This window comes from Pseudomonas sp. Marseille-P9899 (assembly GCF_903166565.1).
GTDB lineage: Bacteria > Pseudomonadota > Gammaproteobacteria > Pseudomonadales > Pseudomonadaceae > Aquipseudomonas > Aquipseudomonas huaxiensis.
Genome location: NZ_CAESCG010000005.1, coordinates 302,100 through 317,768 on the forward strand (window position 1 = coordinate 302,100; position 15,669 = coordinate 317,768).

The following is a 15,669-nucleotide window of genomic DNA, read 5'->3' on the forward strand; positions in this document are numbered from 1 at the left end:
ATCCGGCCTGGGGAGGCGTTGGCGTTGCGCGCAAACCCTCATCAGAAAAAGGCAGGCCTATGCAGCGGCTGTATCGGAAACGCATCGTTCTCGGCGTCGGCGGCGGCATCGCCGCCTACAAGAGCGCCGAGCTGGTTCGCCGACTTCTGGAACACGGCGCCCAGGTGCGCGTGGTCATGACCCGTGGCGGTGCTGAATTCATCACCCCCCTGACCATGCAAGCCCTCTCTGGGCACCCCGTGCACATGGACCTATTGGATCCCGCTGCCGAAGCGGCGATGGGCCACATCGAACTGGCCAAGTGGGCCGTTCTGGTGCTGTTGGCGCCAGCCACCGCCGATCTCATCGCTCGCCTGGCCCAAGGCGTGGCCGACGATCTGCTGACCACCCTGGTGCTGGCCACCGACGCCACCGTTGCCGTGGCCCCGGCCATGAACCAGGCCATGTGGCGCGATCCGGCCACCCAGGCCAACCTCGAAACCCTGCAAAGCCGCTCGATCCAGGTCTTCGGCCCGGCCTCGGGCAGCCAGGCCTGCGGCGACGTCGGCCTGGGCCGCATGCTCGAGGCCAGCGACCTGGCTTGGTCCGCCGCCGAGTGCTTCCAGCGCCAGTCGCTGACCGGCAAGCACGTGCTGATCACCGCCGGTCCGACCCAGGAAAACATCGACCCGGTGCGCTACATCACCAACCACAGCTCCGGAAAGATGGGCTTCGCCCTCGCCGAAGCCGCGGCCGAAGCCGGCGCGCGGGTGACCCTGGTCACCGGCCCGGTGCACCTGCCGACGCCTGATCGGGTCACCCGGATCGACGTGGTCAGCGCCCGCGACATGCTCGCGGCCTGTGAAGCGGCGATTCCCTGCGACCTGTTCATCGCTTCGGCTGCGGTCGCCGACTACCGTCCGGAAGTCGTCGCCCCGCAAAAACTCAAGAAAGACCCTACGACCGGTGACGGCCTGCTGCTGCAGATGGTGCGCAACCCGGACATCCTGGCCACTATCGCCACCCGTCCGGACCGTCCGTTCAGCGTTGGCTTCGCCGCCGAGACCGAACACCTGCTCGATTACGCCGCACGCAAGCTCAAGGACAAGAACCTCGACCTGATCGTCGCCAATGACGTGGCCAACCCCAGCATTGGCTTCAACAGCGAGGAAAACGCCTGCAGCGTGATCGACCGTCAGCTCCATGAAACCCTGTTCGCGCAGACCAGCAAGGGCAAGATCGCCCGCCAACTGGTCGCCTTCATCGCCGAACGCCTCAACCAGGTTTGACCCCATGCACGCTTTGCAAGCCAAGATTCTCGATCCACGCATCGGCGGCGAATTCCCGCTGCCGCAGTACGCCACCCCAGGCTCGGCCGGTCTCGACCTGCGCGCCATGCTCAAGGAAGACACAGTCCTGGAGCCGGGCCAGACCCTGCTGATCCCCACCGGCCTGTCGATCTACATCGGCGACCCGGGCCTGGCGGCGCTGATCCTGCCGCGCTCGGGCCTCGGTCACAAACACGGCATCGTGCTGGGCAACCTGGTCGGCCTGATCGACTCCGACTACCAGGGCGAGCTGATGGTTTCCTGCTGGAACCGTGGCCAGAACGCCTTCACCATCACCGTCGGCGAGCGCATCGCGCAACTGGTTCTGGTGCCGGTGGTACAAGCTCATTTCGACATCGTCGAGGCCTTCGACGAGAGCCAACGCGGTGCTGGCGGCTTCGGTCACTCCGGTAGCCAATAATCCTCGTGATCGCCCCCGGATCCATGCCGGGGGCGAACTCTCCGGCAAAATGGCCGTCCAAGCGTTCCACACGCCCGAAAGCCATCGAGACTGGAGTTCCGTGATGAACGATATGGCCCAACTGATCTCCGCACTGCCTGACAGCATCTTCCGCGCCTACGATATCCGTGGTGTCGTGGGCGATACCCTGCACGCCGAAACGGCTTATTGGATTGGACGCGCCATCGGTGCACAGAGCCTGGCCCAGGGCGAACCGAACGTGTCGGTTGGCCGCGACGGTCGCCTGTCCGGACCGATGCTGGTGGAACGGCTGATCCAGGGCCTGGTCGATGCCGGTTGCCAAGTCAGCGACGTCGGCCTGGTGCCGACCCCCGCGCTGTACTACGCCGCCAACGTGCTCGCCGGAAAATCCGGGGTGATGCTCACCGGCAGCCACAACCCGCCGAACTACAACGGTTTCAAGATCGTCATCGCCGGCGACACCCTGGCCAACGAACAGATCCAGGCGCTGCTGACCCGGCTGAAAACCAACGACCTGAGCCGCGGCGAAGGCAAGGTCGAGAAAGTCGACATCCTCCCGCGCTATCACCAGCAGATCGTCGGCGACATCACGCTCGCCAAGCGCCTGAAAGTGGTGGTGGACTGCGGTAACGGCGCCGCTGGCGTCAACGCCCCGCAACTGATCGAAGCGCTGAACTGCGAGGTCATTCCGCTGTTCTGCGAGGTCGACGGCAACTTCCCCAACCATCACCCGGACCCGGGCAAGCCGGAAAACCTGGTGGACCTGATCGCCAAGGTCAAGGAAACCGGCGCCGACCTCGGCCTGGCCTTCGATGGTGACGGCGACCGCGTCGGCGTGGTGACCAACGCCGGCAGCATCGTCTACCCGGACCGCCTGCTGATGCTCTTCGCCCAGGACGTGCTGGCCCGCAACCCCGGCGCCGAGATCATCTTCGACGTCAAATGCACCCGCCGCCTGACCCCGCTGATCGCCGAATACGGCGGCCGTTCGCGGATGTGGAAGACCGGCCACTCGCTGATCAAGAAGAAAATGAAGGAAACCGGCGCGCTGCTGGCCGGTGAGATGAGCGGGCACATCTTCATCAAGGAACGCTGGTTCGGCTTCGACGACGGCATCTACAGCGCTGCGCGTTTGCTGGAGATCCTCAGCAAGACCGCGCTGGACGCCGAAACCCTGTTCGCCGGCTTCCCGAATGATATTTCCACACCGGAAATCAACATTGATGTGACCGACGAGAGTAAATTCGCCATCATTGATGCACTGCAACGCGACGCCGACTGGGGCAAAGCCGACCTGACCACCATTGACGGTGTCCGGGTCGATTATCCCCACGGCTGGGGCCTGGTCCGCGCGTCCAATACCACACCGGTACTGGTGCTGCGTTTCGAGGCCGACAACGAAGCCGAACTGCAGCGAATCAAGGCTGTTTTCCACGCGCAACTCAAGCGCGTGGCCCCTGACCTGCAACTACCGTTCTGACCGAACCACTTGTTCCAACTGGAGCCCTGCATGACCCTCGATCGCGATGCCGCTACCCATGTCGCCCAGGTACTGTCCGAAGCGCTGCCTTACATCCGACGCTTTGTCGGCAAGACCCTGGTGATCAAGTACGGCGGCAACGCGATGGAAAGCGAGGAGCTGAAAACCGGCTTCGCGCGCGACGTGGTCCTGATGAAGGCCGTCGGCATCAACCCGGTGGTCGTCCACGGTGGTGGCCCGCAGATCGGTGACCTGCTCAAGCGCCTGTCGATCGAAAGCCGTTTCGTCGATGGCATGCGCGTCACCGACGCCCAGACCATGGACGTGGTGGAGATGGTCCTCGGCGGCCAGGTGAACAAGGACATCGTCAACCTGATCAACCGTCATGGCGGCAGCGCCATCGGCCTGACCGGCAAGGACGCTGAGCTGATCCGTGCGAAAAAGCTCACCGTCACCCGTCAGACCCCGGAAATGACCACGCCGGAAATCATCGACATCGGCCACGTCGGCGAAGTCGTTGGCGTCAACACCGACCTGCTGAACATGCTGGTCAAGGGTGATTTCATTCCGGTCATCGCGCCTATCGGCGTAGGCCCGAACGGCGAGTCCTACAACATCAACGCCGACCTGGTCGCGGGCAAAGTCGCCGAGGCCCTGAAAGCCGAGAAACTGATGCTGCTGACCAACATCGCCGGCCTGATGGACAAGCAAGGCACCGTACTGACCGGCCTGAGCACCGAACAGGTCGATAGCCTGATCGCCGACGGCACCATCTACGGCGGCATGCTGCCGAAGATCCGTTGCGCACTGGAAGCGGTCCAGGGCGGCGTGCACAGCTCGCACATCATCGACGGTCGCGTACCGAACGCGGTCCTGCTGGAAATCTTCACCGACAGCGGCGTGGGCACCCTGATCACCAACCGCAAGCCACGTCAGTAATACCTTTCACTGAAAAGCCCGCTTCCAGGCGGGCTTTTTCATGATCGCTTGAACCGACTTTCTGTGTTTATTTGGGAGAAACAGCGTGAAATATGCTTCACATGGACTCGTGCTGGCAGCCGCCATCGCTTTCGGGTCGCTGGCAGGTTGTGCAACAGAAACGTCCCGAGCCGTCGCCGTACAGCAGGTCGAGAGCGTCAGCCGCCCCTACAGCGGTGTGCGTGCGCCTATCGCGGTCGGCAAGTTCGATAACCGCTCCAGCTACATGCGCGGCATCTTCTCCGACGGCATCGACCGTCTCGGCGGTCAGGCGAAAACCATCCTGATCACCCACCTGCAGCAGACCAATCGCTTCAACGTGCTGGACCGCGACAACATGAGCGAGATCCAGCAGGAAGCCGCCATCAAAGGCCAGGCCCAGCGCCTGAAAGGCGCGGACTACGTGGTGACCGGTGATGTGACCGAGTTCGGTCGCAAGGAAGTCGGCGACCATCAGCTCTTCGGCATCCTCGGCCGCGGCAAGACCCAGATCGCTTACGCCAAGGTTGCGCTGAACATCGTCAACATCAGCACCTCCGAAGTGGTCTATTCCAGCCAGGGCGCGGGCGAGTACGCCCTGTCCAACCGCGAAATCATCGGTTTCGGCGGTACTGCCAGCTACGACTCGACGCTTAATGGCAAGGTGCTCGACCTGGCCATGCGCGAAGCCGTGAACAAGCTGGTCGATGCCGTGGAAAGCGGCGCCTGGAAGCCTGTCACCCCTTAAAGACTCTACGCACAAGGACGAACCGTAATGAGTACGGCAACCCTGAGCTGGCGCGCAGCCGCCGGCGTCTTGCTGGGCAGCATCCTGCTGTCCGGCTGCACCGGGCCAAAAACCCTGTACCAGTGGGAAAGCTACCAACCGCAGGTCTATCAGTACTTCAAGGGCGAATCGAAAGAAGCCCAGGCCGAAGCACTGGAAGGCGATCTGCAGAAAATTCGCGCCAAGAACGGCGCCGTTCCTCCGGGCTACCACGCCCAGCTTGGCCTGCTGTATTCGAGCCTGGGCAAGGATGATCAGATGGTCCAGCAGTTCCAGACCGAGAAGGCGTTGTTCCCCGAGTCGGCGGCCTACATGGACTTTCTGCTGAAAAACGCACGGCAGGGAGTGGCCAAACAATGATCCAGCGTCTGTTAAAACTGGCGGCGAGTGCCTGCATCCTTGCGCTGTTCGCCGGCTGCGCCAACCAGCAGAAGAGCGTCGATTACTCGGAGTACAAGCAGGCCAACCCGCGTTCGATCCTCATCCTGCCGCCGCTGAACGAGTCGCCGGATGTGAAGGCGACCTACAGCATGCTGTCGAGCGTGACCTACCCGCTGGCAGAAGCCGGGTATTACGTGCTGCCGGTGGCGCTGGTCGATGAAACCTTCCGCCAGAACGGCATGACCACGCCGAGCGACATCCACCAGTTGCCCACCAACAAGCTGCACGACATCTTCGGCGCGGACGCGGCGCTGTATGTCACCGTGAGCGACTATGGCACCCGCTACATGGTCATCAGCAGCGCGACCATCGTGACGGCCAAGGCCAGCCTGGTCGACCTGCGCAGCGGCAAGACCCTGTGGACCGGTGCGGCCACGGCGTCCAGCCAGGAGAACCAGAACAACAGCGGTGGCGGGCTGATCGGCCTGCTGATCACCGCTGCGGTCAATCAGATCATCAGCAGCGTCCAGGACGATGCCGGCTACCCGATTGCCGGGATCACCGGGGCCCGTCTGCTGACACCGTACAAGAACGGCGGAATCCTCTACGGACCCCGCTCGCCGAATTACGGAAAAGACTAAGCCAAATGAAAACGGGCCGCTTGAAGCGGCCCGTTTTCATTTCAGACGCCGAATTGGGCGCGGTAGGCTTCCACTGCCGGCAGGTGCTGCTTGAGCGCCGGATCGTCGGCGAGGAACTCAAGGACCTGGGTCAGCGAAACGATGCTGACCACCGGAATGCCGAAATCGCGCTCCACTTCCTGGATCGCCGACAGCTCGCCGTTGCCGCGCTCCTGGCGGTTCAACGCGATCAGTACGCCAGCGGCCTTGGCCTGCTGGCCCTGGATGATCTGCATGACTTCGCGGATCGCGGTGCCTGCGGTGATCACGTCGTCGATGATCAGCACGTCGCCCGTCAGCGCCGCGCCCACCAGGCTGCCGCCTTCGCCGTGGTCCTTGGCTTCCTTGCGGTTGAAGCACCATGGCACGTCAAGCTGATGCTGCTCGGCCAGGGCCACCGCAGTCGCCGCAGCGAGGGGAATACCCTTGTAGGCCGGGCCGAACAGGACATCGAACGGAATCTTGCTGTCGACGATCGCCGCCGCATAGAAACGTCCGAGCTGGGCCAGGGCCGAGCCACTGTTGAACAAGCCGGCATTGAAGAAATACGGGCTGGTACGACCCGACTTGAGAGTGAACTCACCGAAGCGCAGAACCCCGCGATCGATGGCAAAACGAATGAAGTCGCGCTGATACGGCTGCATGAAGAGTCCCGGATTACCACGGATTTAGCTAATTGAGTAGAGCTCGGGTATCATACACGCACGTGATTTTTGGGGCCATTTATGCGGATCATCAGTGTGAACGTTAATGGCATTCAGGCTGCGGTCGAGCGTGGTTTGCTCAGCTGGCTGCAAGCTCAGAATGCCGACGTCATCTGCCTTCAGGATACCCGCGCCTCGGCCTTTGAACTCGACGACCCGGCTTTTCAGCTAGATGGCTACTTCCTTTATGCCTGCGACGCAGAAGTACCCGCCCAAGGCGGCGTGGCACTTTATTCGCGGTTGCAGCCCAAGGCAGTCATCAGCGGCCTGGGCTTCGAGACAGCCGACCGCTACGGACGTTACCTGCAGGCCGATTTCGACAAAGTCAGTATTGCAACCCTGTTGCTGCCTTCCGGGCAGAACGGCGACGAAGACCTGAACCAGAAGTTCAAGTTGATGGACGACTTCGCCAAGTACCTGGACAAGCAACGTCGTAAACGCCGCGAATACATCTATTGCGGCTCGCTGTACGTGGCGCAGCAGAAGCTCGACATCAAGAACTGGCGCGACAGTCAGCAGTCGCCAGGCTTCCTCGCCCCGGAACGCGCGTGGATGGACGAGATCGTCGGCAACATGGGCTATGTCGATGCCCTGCGCGAAGTCAGCCGCGAAGGCGACCAGTACAGCTGGTGGCCAGATAACGAACAAGCCGAGATGCTCAACCTGGGCTATCGCTTCGACTACCAGTTGCTGACCCCCGGCCTGCGCCGCTTCGTACGAAGCGCACGCCTGCCGCGCCAGCCGCGCTTCTCGCAACACGCGCCGCTGATCGTGGATTACGACTGGACGCTGACGATCTGATCGCCAGCCACAAAAAAGCCGACCCTTGGGTCGGCTTTTTTATTGGGCGATGGCTCAGTCAGCCAGCGACACCTTTTGCAGCTCGAACAGATCGGTCATGCCTTTCTGCGCCAGCTCCAGCATGGCGTTGAGTTCGTGCGGCTGGAACGGCGCGCCTTCAGCGGTGCCCTGAACTTCGATGAAACCGCCAGCGCTGGTCATGACCACGTTCAGGTCGGTTTCGGCTGCGGAGTCTTCGAGGTAATCCAGGTCCAGCACCGGCTCGCCCTGGTACATGCCCACCGAAACAGCAGCGATCATGTGTTTGAGCGGGTCGCCGCCTTTCAGGCCGCCACGTTTCTTGACCACACGCAGCGCATCGACCAGGGCAACCATGGCGCCGGTGATGGACGCGGTGCGGGTGCCGCCGTCAGCCTGGATCACGTCGCAGTCGACGTACAGGGTGATGTCGCCCAGTTTGCTCATGTCCAGCGCGGCGCGCAGGGAGCGGCCGATCAGGCGCTGGATTTCCAGGGTGCGGCCACCCTGTTTGCCACGGCTGGCTTCGCGCTGGTTACGCTCACCGGTGGAGCGCGGCAGCATGCCGTACTCGGCGGTCAGCCAGCCTTGGCCCTGGCCTTTCAGGAAGCGTGGAACACCATTTTCGACGCTGACCGTGCAGACGACTTTGGTGTCGCCAAACTCAACCAGTACCGACCCTTCGGCGTGCTTGGTGTAGTTGCGGGTGATGCGGATCGAGCGGAGCTGATCGGCAGCGCGACCACTTGGACGTTTCATAGGGGATACCTGTACTGGGTTCGAATCTGCCGAGCATTATAGAGCGCCAGGCCGCGACTGGACATGCCTGAGCGCGAAAGGCCGGCCCGCCGCCCGTCGCACGGCTCAAACCCCGCCCCCAGCGGGCGCCGGCCGGTTTTTGTCGAGGTTCACGGCGGTGTTTGTCACATCCGTTGATGGGAGCCGGCAGCGCACTGCGTTACAATCCTGCGCCTTTGCGGCCTGTCGGCTTTCCCTTCATTTATCTGCGAGGTACTTCCCATGGTGCACAGCATGACCGCCTTTGCTCGTGTCGAACGAGCCGGGACCCAAGGCACACTGATATGGGAACTGCGCTCGGTCAACCATCGTTACCTCGAACCGCACCTGCGCCTGCCGGAAGCCTTCCGCGATCTTGAAGGCGCCGTACGCGAGTCGCTGCGCCAGGGGATTTCCCGCGGCAAGGTCGAGTGCACCCTGCGCTTCAACGAAGAAAACGCCGGCAAGCCGTTGCAGGTGGACCGTGAGCGCGCCGCACAACTGGTGGCCGCCGCCGAAACCGTGGCCAGCCTGATCAAACAGCCGGCACCGCTCAATCCCCTGGAAGTACTGGCCTGGCCCGGCGTGCTGGTCGCCGATGCCAACGACCCGCAAGCCTTGAACGTCGAAGCCATCGAGCTGTTCGACGCGGCGCTCCAGGAGCTGAAAAATGGCCGTAACCGCGAAGGCGCGGAGCTGGCGCGGCTGATCAACGAGCGCCTGGACAACATGAGCCAGGAAGTCACCACCCTGCGCGCGCTGGTGCCGCAGATGCTCGCCGCCCAGCGGCAGAAGATCCTCGACCGCTTCAGCGACATGCAGGCCGAACTCGACCCGCAACGCCTGGAGCAGGAAATGGTCTTGCTGGCACAGAAGAGCGATGTTGCCGAAGAACTCGACCGCCTCAGCACGCACGTCACCGAAGTGCGTCGGGTGCTCAAGTCCGGCGGTGCAGCGGGCCGGCGCCTGGACTTCCTGATGCAGGAGCTCAATCGCGAAGCCAACACCCTGGGCTCCAAAGCCTTCGACCCACGCAGCACCCAATCGGCGGTCAACCTCAAGGTGTTGATCGAACAGATGCGTGAACAAGTACAGAACATCGAGTAAGGCCACCCCCATCATGAAACACAGCAGCGGCACCCTGTACATCATTTCGGCCCCGTCCGGCGCGGGCAAGACCAGCCTGGTCAAGGCCCTGACCGACGACCTGAACCACATCCGCGTGTCGGTTTCCCACACCACGCGGGCCATGCGTCCAGGCGAGCACGACGGGGTGAACTACCACTTCGTCGATCGCGCCGAGTTCGACCGCCTGAACGCCCAGGGCGACTTCCTCGAGCAGGCCGAAGTCTTCGGCAACTGCTACGGCACCTCGCGCAGCGCGCTGCAGCAGACCCTAGATGAAGGCCATGACCTGATTCTGGAAATCGACTGGCAAGGCGCGCAGCAGGTGCGTGATCAGATGCCGGGCACGCGCTCGATCTTCATCCTGCCGCCGAGCCAGCAGGCCTTGCGCCAGCGCCTGACCAACCGTGGACAGGACAGTGACGAGATCATCGAAGGCCGGATGCGCGAAGCGGTCAGCGAAATGGAGCACTACCACGAGTACGAGTTCGTCATCATCAATGACGACTTCGCCACCGCGCTGGATGATTTGAAAGCGGTGTTCCGCGCCAATCGCCTGCAGCGCGAAGGCCAGCAACAACGCCACGGCGAGCTGCTCAAGCAACTGCTGGCTTGAGCCCTCGCCGTCCCGGCCGCCTCAGCGGCGGCTCGGGATGGTTGCGTGACGACGCAGCGTCATGCCAAGGAAGAACGCCGGCGCACGCAGGCGCGAGAGCAGCATCAGGACGATGCCCAGCAGCAGGATGATCATCGCGATCACGAACACCAGCCCCAACCCGCCCACATGCGAACCGCTGCCGAACGACGGCGAGGCGCTGTCGATCGCGGTCTGAACGAAGATCACCGAAAGAATCCCGCCGCCCAGCAACGGGCACACGCCTCTCATCATGAAGTGCCGCGCGCTGTCCATCAGGCTGTGGCGGAAGTACCAGACACAGGCGAATGCCGTCAGCGAATAGTAGAAGCAGATCATCATGCCCAAGGCCGTGATGGTGTCCGCCAGCACGTTTTCGCTCAAGGTGCGCATAGTCACGTAGAACACACCGGCGGCGATGCCGGCGCAGATGGTGGCGTAACGCGGAGTCTGCGAACGCGGGCAGATGCGCGCGAAGCGCTCTGGCACAGCGCCGTAGTAACCCATGGCGAGCAGGGTGCGGGCCGGGGAAACGAAGGTCGATTGCAGCGACGCGGCGGTACTCGCCAGCACGGCGATGGACATCAGGATTGCCAGCGGGCCCATCACGGGACCTGCGAGGTGAGCGAAGACGTTTTCCTGAATCCGTGGATTGCCCAGGCCCAGCCCTACTTCGCTGATACCGGCAAATTGCAGCGTGGCGATAGCGGTGACCAGGTACAAGCCGAGAATCAGCAGCACGGTCAGGGTCGCGGCGCGGCCAGGCACTTCATCGCTGCCCACCGACTCTTCGCTCATGGTCAGGCACACGTCCCAACCCCAGAAGATGAAGATCGACAACGACAGACCGGCGGTAAAGGCCGAGAAGGACTCGACGCCGAAAGGGTTGAACCAGTCCATCTGGAAGTTCATCGGCGGTTGCTCGGGAGTCGAGCCGCCGAACGCCGCGATGGCGAAGCCTATCAACACCAGTAATTGCAGGGCCACCAGACCGTACTGCACCGCCATGGTCGTGCCGATGCCACGACAACAGATCCACACCGCCATGGCGATGAACACGCAACAGGTGATGACGTTGATCAGCAGGTTGTCGCTGAGCGCAGCCACCTCGTGGCTGCCAGTGAGTTGCCCGAGGAAGAGATAGAAGAAGTCCACCGCCACACCGGCCAGGTTGGACAACACGATGGTCGTCGCCGTGACCAGGCCCCAGCCGCCGATCCAGCCGATCATCGGGCCAAAGGCGCGAGCCGACCAGGTAAAGGAGGTGCCGCTGTCCGGTTCGGCCGCGTTCAGCTCGCGATAGCCGAGGGCTACCAGCAGCATCGGCAGGAAGCCGACGATGAACACCGCCGGCAAGTGCGCGCCAACTTCGCGGACCGTTGGACCCAGCGCTCCGGTGAGGGTGTACACCGGGGCGATGGTGGAAATGCCGAGCACGATACTGGCGAGCAGTCCGAGCCGGCCCTTGGCCAGCCCCTTGGATGCTCCGGATGTGCCGGCGCTTGCGCGAGCCTGCCCCGCCGTACTCGGGGTCAGGCTTGCCTGGAAATCGCTCATGAGTAGTTGCCGTCGCTATTGGTATTGTTTTTCAGGGCATCAATTGATGCCCGCACTCAATGAATCTGCCGGATCGGCCTGGGCGCAAACGTCGCTCCCGAGGCGTTACAGGCTCGCCTCGCGGTAGCGCTGACCACCGGCGTAGGCATTACAGGCTGCACGGAACGCCTGAAAAAGACGCAACGAAACCGGGTTTTCGGCATAACGCCATTCCGGATGCCACTGCACTCCGACCACAAAGCCGGGCGCATCCTCCATGGAAACTGCTTCGATCAACCCGTCCGGGGCCAATGCCTCGACACGCAAGCCATCAGCCAGGCGGTCGATGCCCTGGCTGTGGAGCGAGTTGACCATGAACTGCTGCGGTAACCCCAGACGCTCGAATTTCCCATCGGGTTCGACCGTCACCAGGTGACGCGGGCTGTACTGTTCTTCGAGCGGGGCGTCCTGCGGCTCGCGGTGGTCCAGATAGCCGGGCAGCTCCTGGACACGCTGGTGCAAGCTTCCGCCCAGGGCCACATTGAGCTCCTGGAAACCACGGCAAATGCAGAACACCGGCACACCGGCGGCAATCGCCGCCTGCAGCAACGGCAGGGTCAGCCGGTCACGAAACACGTCGTGCCGGGTGCCTTCGGCGCTGGGGGCGCCATTGTAATGATGCGGCTCGACATTTGAAGGCGAGCCGGTAAAAAGAATGCCGTCGAGGCGCTCCAGCAAGCGCTGCGGGTCCAGCGCCTCGGTGAGCGCCGGCAGGATCAGCGGCACGCCGGCAAACGCGGCGGCCTCGACGTATTTGTCGCCCACGGTGTGGGAGGCAGTGTTGCCCAGCATCTGACGGCATGCAGTGACGCCGATCAAAGGCGTCTTGCGCAAATCCTGCTTCATCGATCCAGCCTCCCTTAGAGCTTGATCCAGGTCGCCTTGAGTTCGGTGTATTTGTCGAACGCGTGCAGCGACTTGTCGCGGCCGTTGCCCGACTGCTTGAAACCACCGAACGGCGCAGTCATGTCGCCGCCGTCGTACTGGTTGATCCAGACGCTGCCGGCGCGCAGGGCGCGAGCGCTGCGATGGGCCTTGGAAAGGTCCGAGGTCCACACCGCCGCGGCCAGGCCGAACGGCGAGTCGTTGGCGATGGCGATGGCTTCTTCGGCGCTGTCGAAGGTGATGACCGACAGCACCGGACCGAAGATTTCCTCGCGGGCGATGCGCATGACGTTGTTCACTCCATCGAAGATCGCCGGCTCGACGTAGACGCCGCAGGTGTCTTCAAGCACACGGCGGCCACCGGTGACCAAGGTGGCGCCATCGGCCTTGCCGGCCTCGACGTAGCCAAGCACGGTGTCCAGTTGAGTGGTGTCGACCAGCGCACCGACGCGGGTTTCCGGCTCCAGCGCATGGCCTGGCTTCCAGGCCTTGAGCGCCTCCACCACCATCGGCAGGAACTGGTCCTTGATCGAGCGCTCCACCAGCAGGCGCGAACCGGCGATGCAGACCTCGCCCTGGTTGAACGCGATAGCGCTGGCGGCGGCTTCAGCCGCGGCCTGAAGGTCCGGCGCGTCGGCGAAGACGATATTCGGGCTCTTGCCCCCCGCTTCCAGCCAGACCCGCTTCATGTTCGATTCGCCGGCATACACCATCAGTTGCTTGGCGATCCGGGTCGAACCGGTGAACACCAGGGTGTCGACGTCCATGTGCAAGGCCAGGGCCTTGCCGACGGTGTGGCCGAAACCTGGCAGCACGTTGAGCACGCCGGCCGGAAGGCCGGCTTCCACCGCCAGTTGGGCGATGCGGATGGCGGTCAGCGGGGATTTTTCCGACGGCTTGAGGATCACCGAGTTACCGGTGGCCAGGGCCGGGCCGAGTTTCCAGCAGGCCATCATCAGCGGGAAGTTCCACGGCACGATGGCGGCAACCACACCCACCGCCTCGCGGGTCACCAGGCCAAGCTGGTCAGGCGCGGTCGGCGCGACTTCGTCGTAGATCTTGTCGATCGCCTCGGCGTTCCAGCGGATGGCGTTGGCCGCCGCGGGAATGTCGATGCTCAGCGAGTCGGCGATCGGCTTGCCCATGTCCAGGGTTTCCAGCAACGCCAGCTCGCGGGCGTTGGCCAGCAGCAGGTCGGCGAAGGCGATCAGCACGCGCTTGCGCTGGGCCGGCGCCTGCTGCGCCCAAACGCCGCTGTCGAAACTGCGACGCGCGGCAGCGACAGCACGCTCGGCGTCGGCGGCATCGCAACTGGCGACGGCGGCCAGGGCGCGACCGTCCACCGGGCTGATGCAGTCGAAGGTCTCGCCGGAGGCGCTTTCGAGGTATTCACCGTCGATGAAGGCGCGCCCCTCGATGCGCAGTTGCTGGTAGAGGGTTTCCCATTGTTCGCGGGTCGGAATTGTCATTGTTCTGTTCTCCGGGCATCACACGGTATGCAGGTACCAGTTGTATTCGAGGTCGGAAATCGACACCTCGAACTCCGCCAGTTCGCTTTCCTTGCAGGCGACGAAAATATCGATGTAGTCGGGGCTGATGTACTGGTTCAGGACTTCGCTGTCGTCCAGTTCGCGCAGGGCATCGCGCAGGTTGTTCGGCAGGCTCTGTTCCAGTTGCTCGTAGGAATTGCCTTCGATGGGCGCGCCCGGTTCGATCTTGTTGGTCAGCCCGTGGTGAATACCGGCGAGGATCGCCGACATCATCAGGTAAGGGTTGGCGTCGGCGCCGGCCACGCGGTGCTCGATGCGTACGGCGTCGGCGCTGCCGGTCGGTACACGGACGGCCACGGTGCGGTTGTCCAGGCCCCAGCTCGGCGCGTTGGGCACATAGAACTGCGCGCCGAAACGGCGGTAGGAGTTGATGTTCGGGCAGAGGAAGGCCATCGACGCCGGCATGGTTTCCAGCACGCCGCCGATGGCGTGGCGCAGGGCGTCGTTCTGCTCCGGGTCTTCGCTGGTGAAGATGTTCTTGCCGGTGGCCTTGTCCAGCAGCGAAATGTGCACGTGCAGGCCATTACCGGCCTGGCCCGGATAGGGCTTGGCCATGAACGTGGAGTCCATTTCATGGTCGTAGGCGACGTTCTTGATCACCCGCTTGAGCAGCAGCGCGTAGTCACAGGCTTTCAGCGGATCGGCGACGTGGTGCAGATTCACTTCGAACTGCGCCGGGGCGCTTTCCTTGACGATCGCGTCGGCCGGGATGTCCTGTTCCTTGGCGGCTTCGAGGATGTCCTGCAGGCAATCGACGTATTCGTCGAGGTCGTCGATCAGGTAGACCTGGGTCGATTGCGGGCGTTTGCCGGAAATCGGCGAACGCGGCGGTTGCGGGCGACCGTTCAGGTTGTCCTGGTCGATCAGGTAGAACTCAAGCTCGAACGCGGCGCAGATGGTCAGGCCCAGGGCGTCGAACTTCTCGATCACGCCACGCAGCACTTCGCGCGGGTCGGCGAAGAACGGCTTGCCGTCCATCTCGTGCATGGTCATCAGCAGTTGCGCGGTGGGGCGCTTCTGCCAGGGCTCGAAGCTCAGGGTGCCGGGGATCGGGTAGCAGATGCGGTCGGCGTCGCCGATATCCAGGCCCAGGCCGGTGCTTTCCACGGTCGAGCCATTGATGTCCAGGGCGAACAGCGACGCGGGCAGGTTGATGCCCTTTTCGTAGACTTTGACCAGGCTCGCCCGCTCGACGCGCTTGCCGCGCACCACTCCGTTCATATCGGCGATCAGCAGATCGACGAACTGCACCTCAGGGTGGGCCTTGAGAAATTCGCCCATTTCGTCAACAGGGATGGCGCACGGAGAGACCGACGTCATGGCTAGGCATCCTTTAGAGTTTTTATTGGGGCAGCGATGTAGGGGGGTAATGCGGGTATTCGGGGCGGCGATGGCTGGCTTTTATTCTCGGGATTTCCATCGTGGGGAACGGCTGGCGCGTCATCTATCGGACGAGCGTTCCAGGTTCTGCGGCATCACGCCTTGCTAGACGGCCACCGTCGCACTATAGAATGGCCCCCACGCAACAGACATTGGCATTTTGGC

15 protein-coding genes and 1 pseudogene are annotated in these 15,669 nt (G+C 63.1%); 10 read left to right on the forward strand and 6 right to left on the reverse strand.

The annotated features are described in order from the left end of the window. Positions 1-59: 59 nt before the first annotated feature. The 7 genes and pseudogenes from coaBC (at position 60) to HWV67_RS23840 (ending at position 5,995) form a co-directional block, all read left to right on the forward strand. A complete protein-coding gene (coaBC, locus tag HWV67_RS23810) occupies positions 60-1,268 on the forward strand; it encodes a bifunctional phosphopantothenoylcysteine decarboxylase/phosphopantothenate--cysteine ligase CoaBC (RefSeq protein ID WP_175653036.1) in 1,209 nt (402 codons plus the stop codon). Between the two features lie 4 nt (positions 1,269-1,272). After that, positions 1,273-1,728, forward strand: coding sequence for a dUTP diphosphatase (gene dut, locus HWV67_RS23815; protein WP_095158966.1), 456 nt, complete (start codon positions 1,273-1,275; stop codon positions 1,726-1,728). 133 nt (positions 1,729-1,861) lie between these two features. Further along, a pseudogene (locus HWV67_RS23820) lies at positions 1,862-3,229 on the forward strand (phosphomannomutase/phosphoglucomutase); the annotation flags it as partial. A 30-nt stretch (positions 3,230-3,259) separates the two neighbouring features. Beyond that, positions 3,260-4,168: an acetylglutamate kinase gene (gene argB / locus HWV67_RS23825; RefSeq protein ID WP_095158964.1), complete on the forward strand. Its 909-nt coding sequence runs from the start codon at positions 3,260-3,262 to the stop codon at positions 4,166-4,168. A gap of 85 nt (positions 4,169-4,253) precedes the next feature. Further along, positions 4,254-4,934: a CsgG/HfaB family protein gene (locus HWV67_RS23830; RefSeq protein ID WP_095158963.1), complete on the forward strand. Its 681-nt coding sequence runs from the start codon at positions 4,254-4,256 to the stop codon at positions 4,932-4,934. Between the two features lie 27 nt (positions 4,935-4,961). After that, positions 4,962-5,333: a DUF4810 domain-containing protein gene (locus HWV67_RS23835; RefSeq protein WP_175653038.1), complete on the forward strand. Its 372-nt coding sequence runs from the start codon at positions 4,962-4,964 to the stop codon at positions 5,331-5,333. Further along, positions 5,330-5,995, forward strand: a complete 666-nt coding sequence (locus HWV67_RS23840; RefSeq protein ID WP_175653039.1) for a DUF799 domain-containing protein — start codon at positions 5,330-5,332, stop codon at positions 5,993-5,995. The genes HWV67_RS23835 and HWV67_RS23840 overlap by 4 nt, the downstream gene beginning before the upstream one ends. A 41-nt stretch (positions 5,996-6,036) precedes the next feature. Here HWV67_RS23840 and pyrE read toward each other — a convergent pair whose 3' ends face one another. Beyond that, positions 6,037-6,678 carry an orotate phosphoribosyltransferase gene (gene pyrE, locus HWV67_RS23845; protein WP_175653040.1) on the reverse strand — a complete coding sequence of 214 codons (642 nt, stop codon included), beginning with the start codon at positions 6,676-6,678 and terminating at the stop codon, positions 6,037-6,039. Between the two features lie 81 nt (positions 6,679-6,759). Here pyrE and HWV67_RS23850 point away from each other — a divergent pair, with 81 nt between their 5' ends. Beyond that, positions 6,760-7,539 carry an exodeoxyribonuclease III gene (locus tag HWV67_RS23850; RefSeq protein ID WP_095158959.1) on the forward strand — a complete coding sequence of 260 codons (780 nt, stop codon included), beginning with the start codon at positions 6,760-6,762 and terminating at the stop codon, positions 7,537-7,539. A 54-nt stretch (positions 7,540-7,593) separates the two neighbouring features. Here the strand turns inward: HWV67_RS23850 and rph are convergent, their stop codons facing one another. Beyond that, on the reverse strand, positions 7,594-8,316 hold the full coding sequence (rph, locus tag HWV67_RS23855; protein WP_110969775.1) for a ribonuclease PH: 723 nt from the start codon (positions 8,314-8,316) through the stop codon (positions 7,594-7,596). 261 nt (positions 8,317-8,577) lie between these two features. On the opposite strand from rph, the gene HWV67_RS23860 reads away from it, so the two are divergent. Both HWV67_RS23860 and gmk read left to right on the forward strand, forming a co-directional pair. After that, a complete protein-coding gene (locus HWV67_RS23860; RefSeq protein ID WP_110969776.1) occupies positions 8,578-9,441 on the forward strand; it encodes a YicC/YloC family endoribonuclease in 864 nt (287 codons plus the stop codon). Between the two features lie 13 nt (positions 9,442-9,454). Continuing rightward, a complete protein-coding gene (gene gmk, locus HWV67_RS23865) occupies positions 9,455-10,075 on the forward strand; it encodes a guanylate kinase (RefSeq protein WP_175653041.1) in 621 nt (206 codons plus the stop codon). 21 nt (positions 10,076-10,096) lie between these two features. Here the strand turns inward: gmk and HWV67_RS23870 are convergent, their stop codons facing one another. From HWV67_RS23870 to HWV67_RS23885, 4 genes are all read right to left on the reverse strand, one after another. Next, positions 10,097-11,650 carry an APC family permease gene (locus HWV67_RS23870; RefSeq protein WP_095158955.1) on the reverse strand — a complete coding sequence of 518 codons (1,554 nt, stop codon included), beginning with the start codon at positions 11,648-11,650 and terminating at the stop codon, positions 10,097-10,099. A 105-nt stretch (positions 11,651-11,755) separates the two neighbouring features. After that, a complete protein-coding gene (locus HWV67_RS23875; RefSeq protein WP_175653042.1) occupies positions 11,756-12,535 on the reverse strand; it encodes a gamma-glutamyl-gamma-aminobutyrate hydrolase family protein in 780 nt (259 codons plus the stop codon). 14 nt (positions 12,536-12,549) lie between these two features. Beyond that, positions 12,550-14,043 (reverse strand): aldehyde dehydrogenase, encoded by a 1,494-nt coding sequence (locus tag HWV67_RS23880; RefSeq protein ID WP_175653043.1) that lies wholly within the window; start codon positions 14,041-14,043, stop codon positions 12,550-12,552. An 18-nt stretch (positions 14,044-14,061) separates the two neighbouring features. After that, entirely contained in the window at positions 14,062-15,444 is a 1,383-nt protein-coding gene (locus HWV67_RS23885) for a glutamine synthetase family protein (protein WP_110969781.1), read from the reverse strand. Between the last annotated feature and the right edge of the window lie 225 nt (positions 15,445-15,669).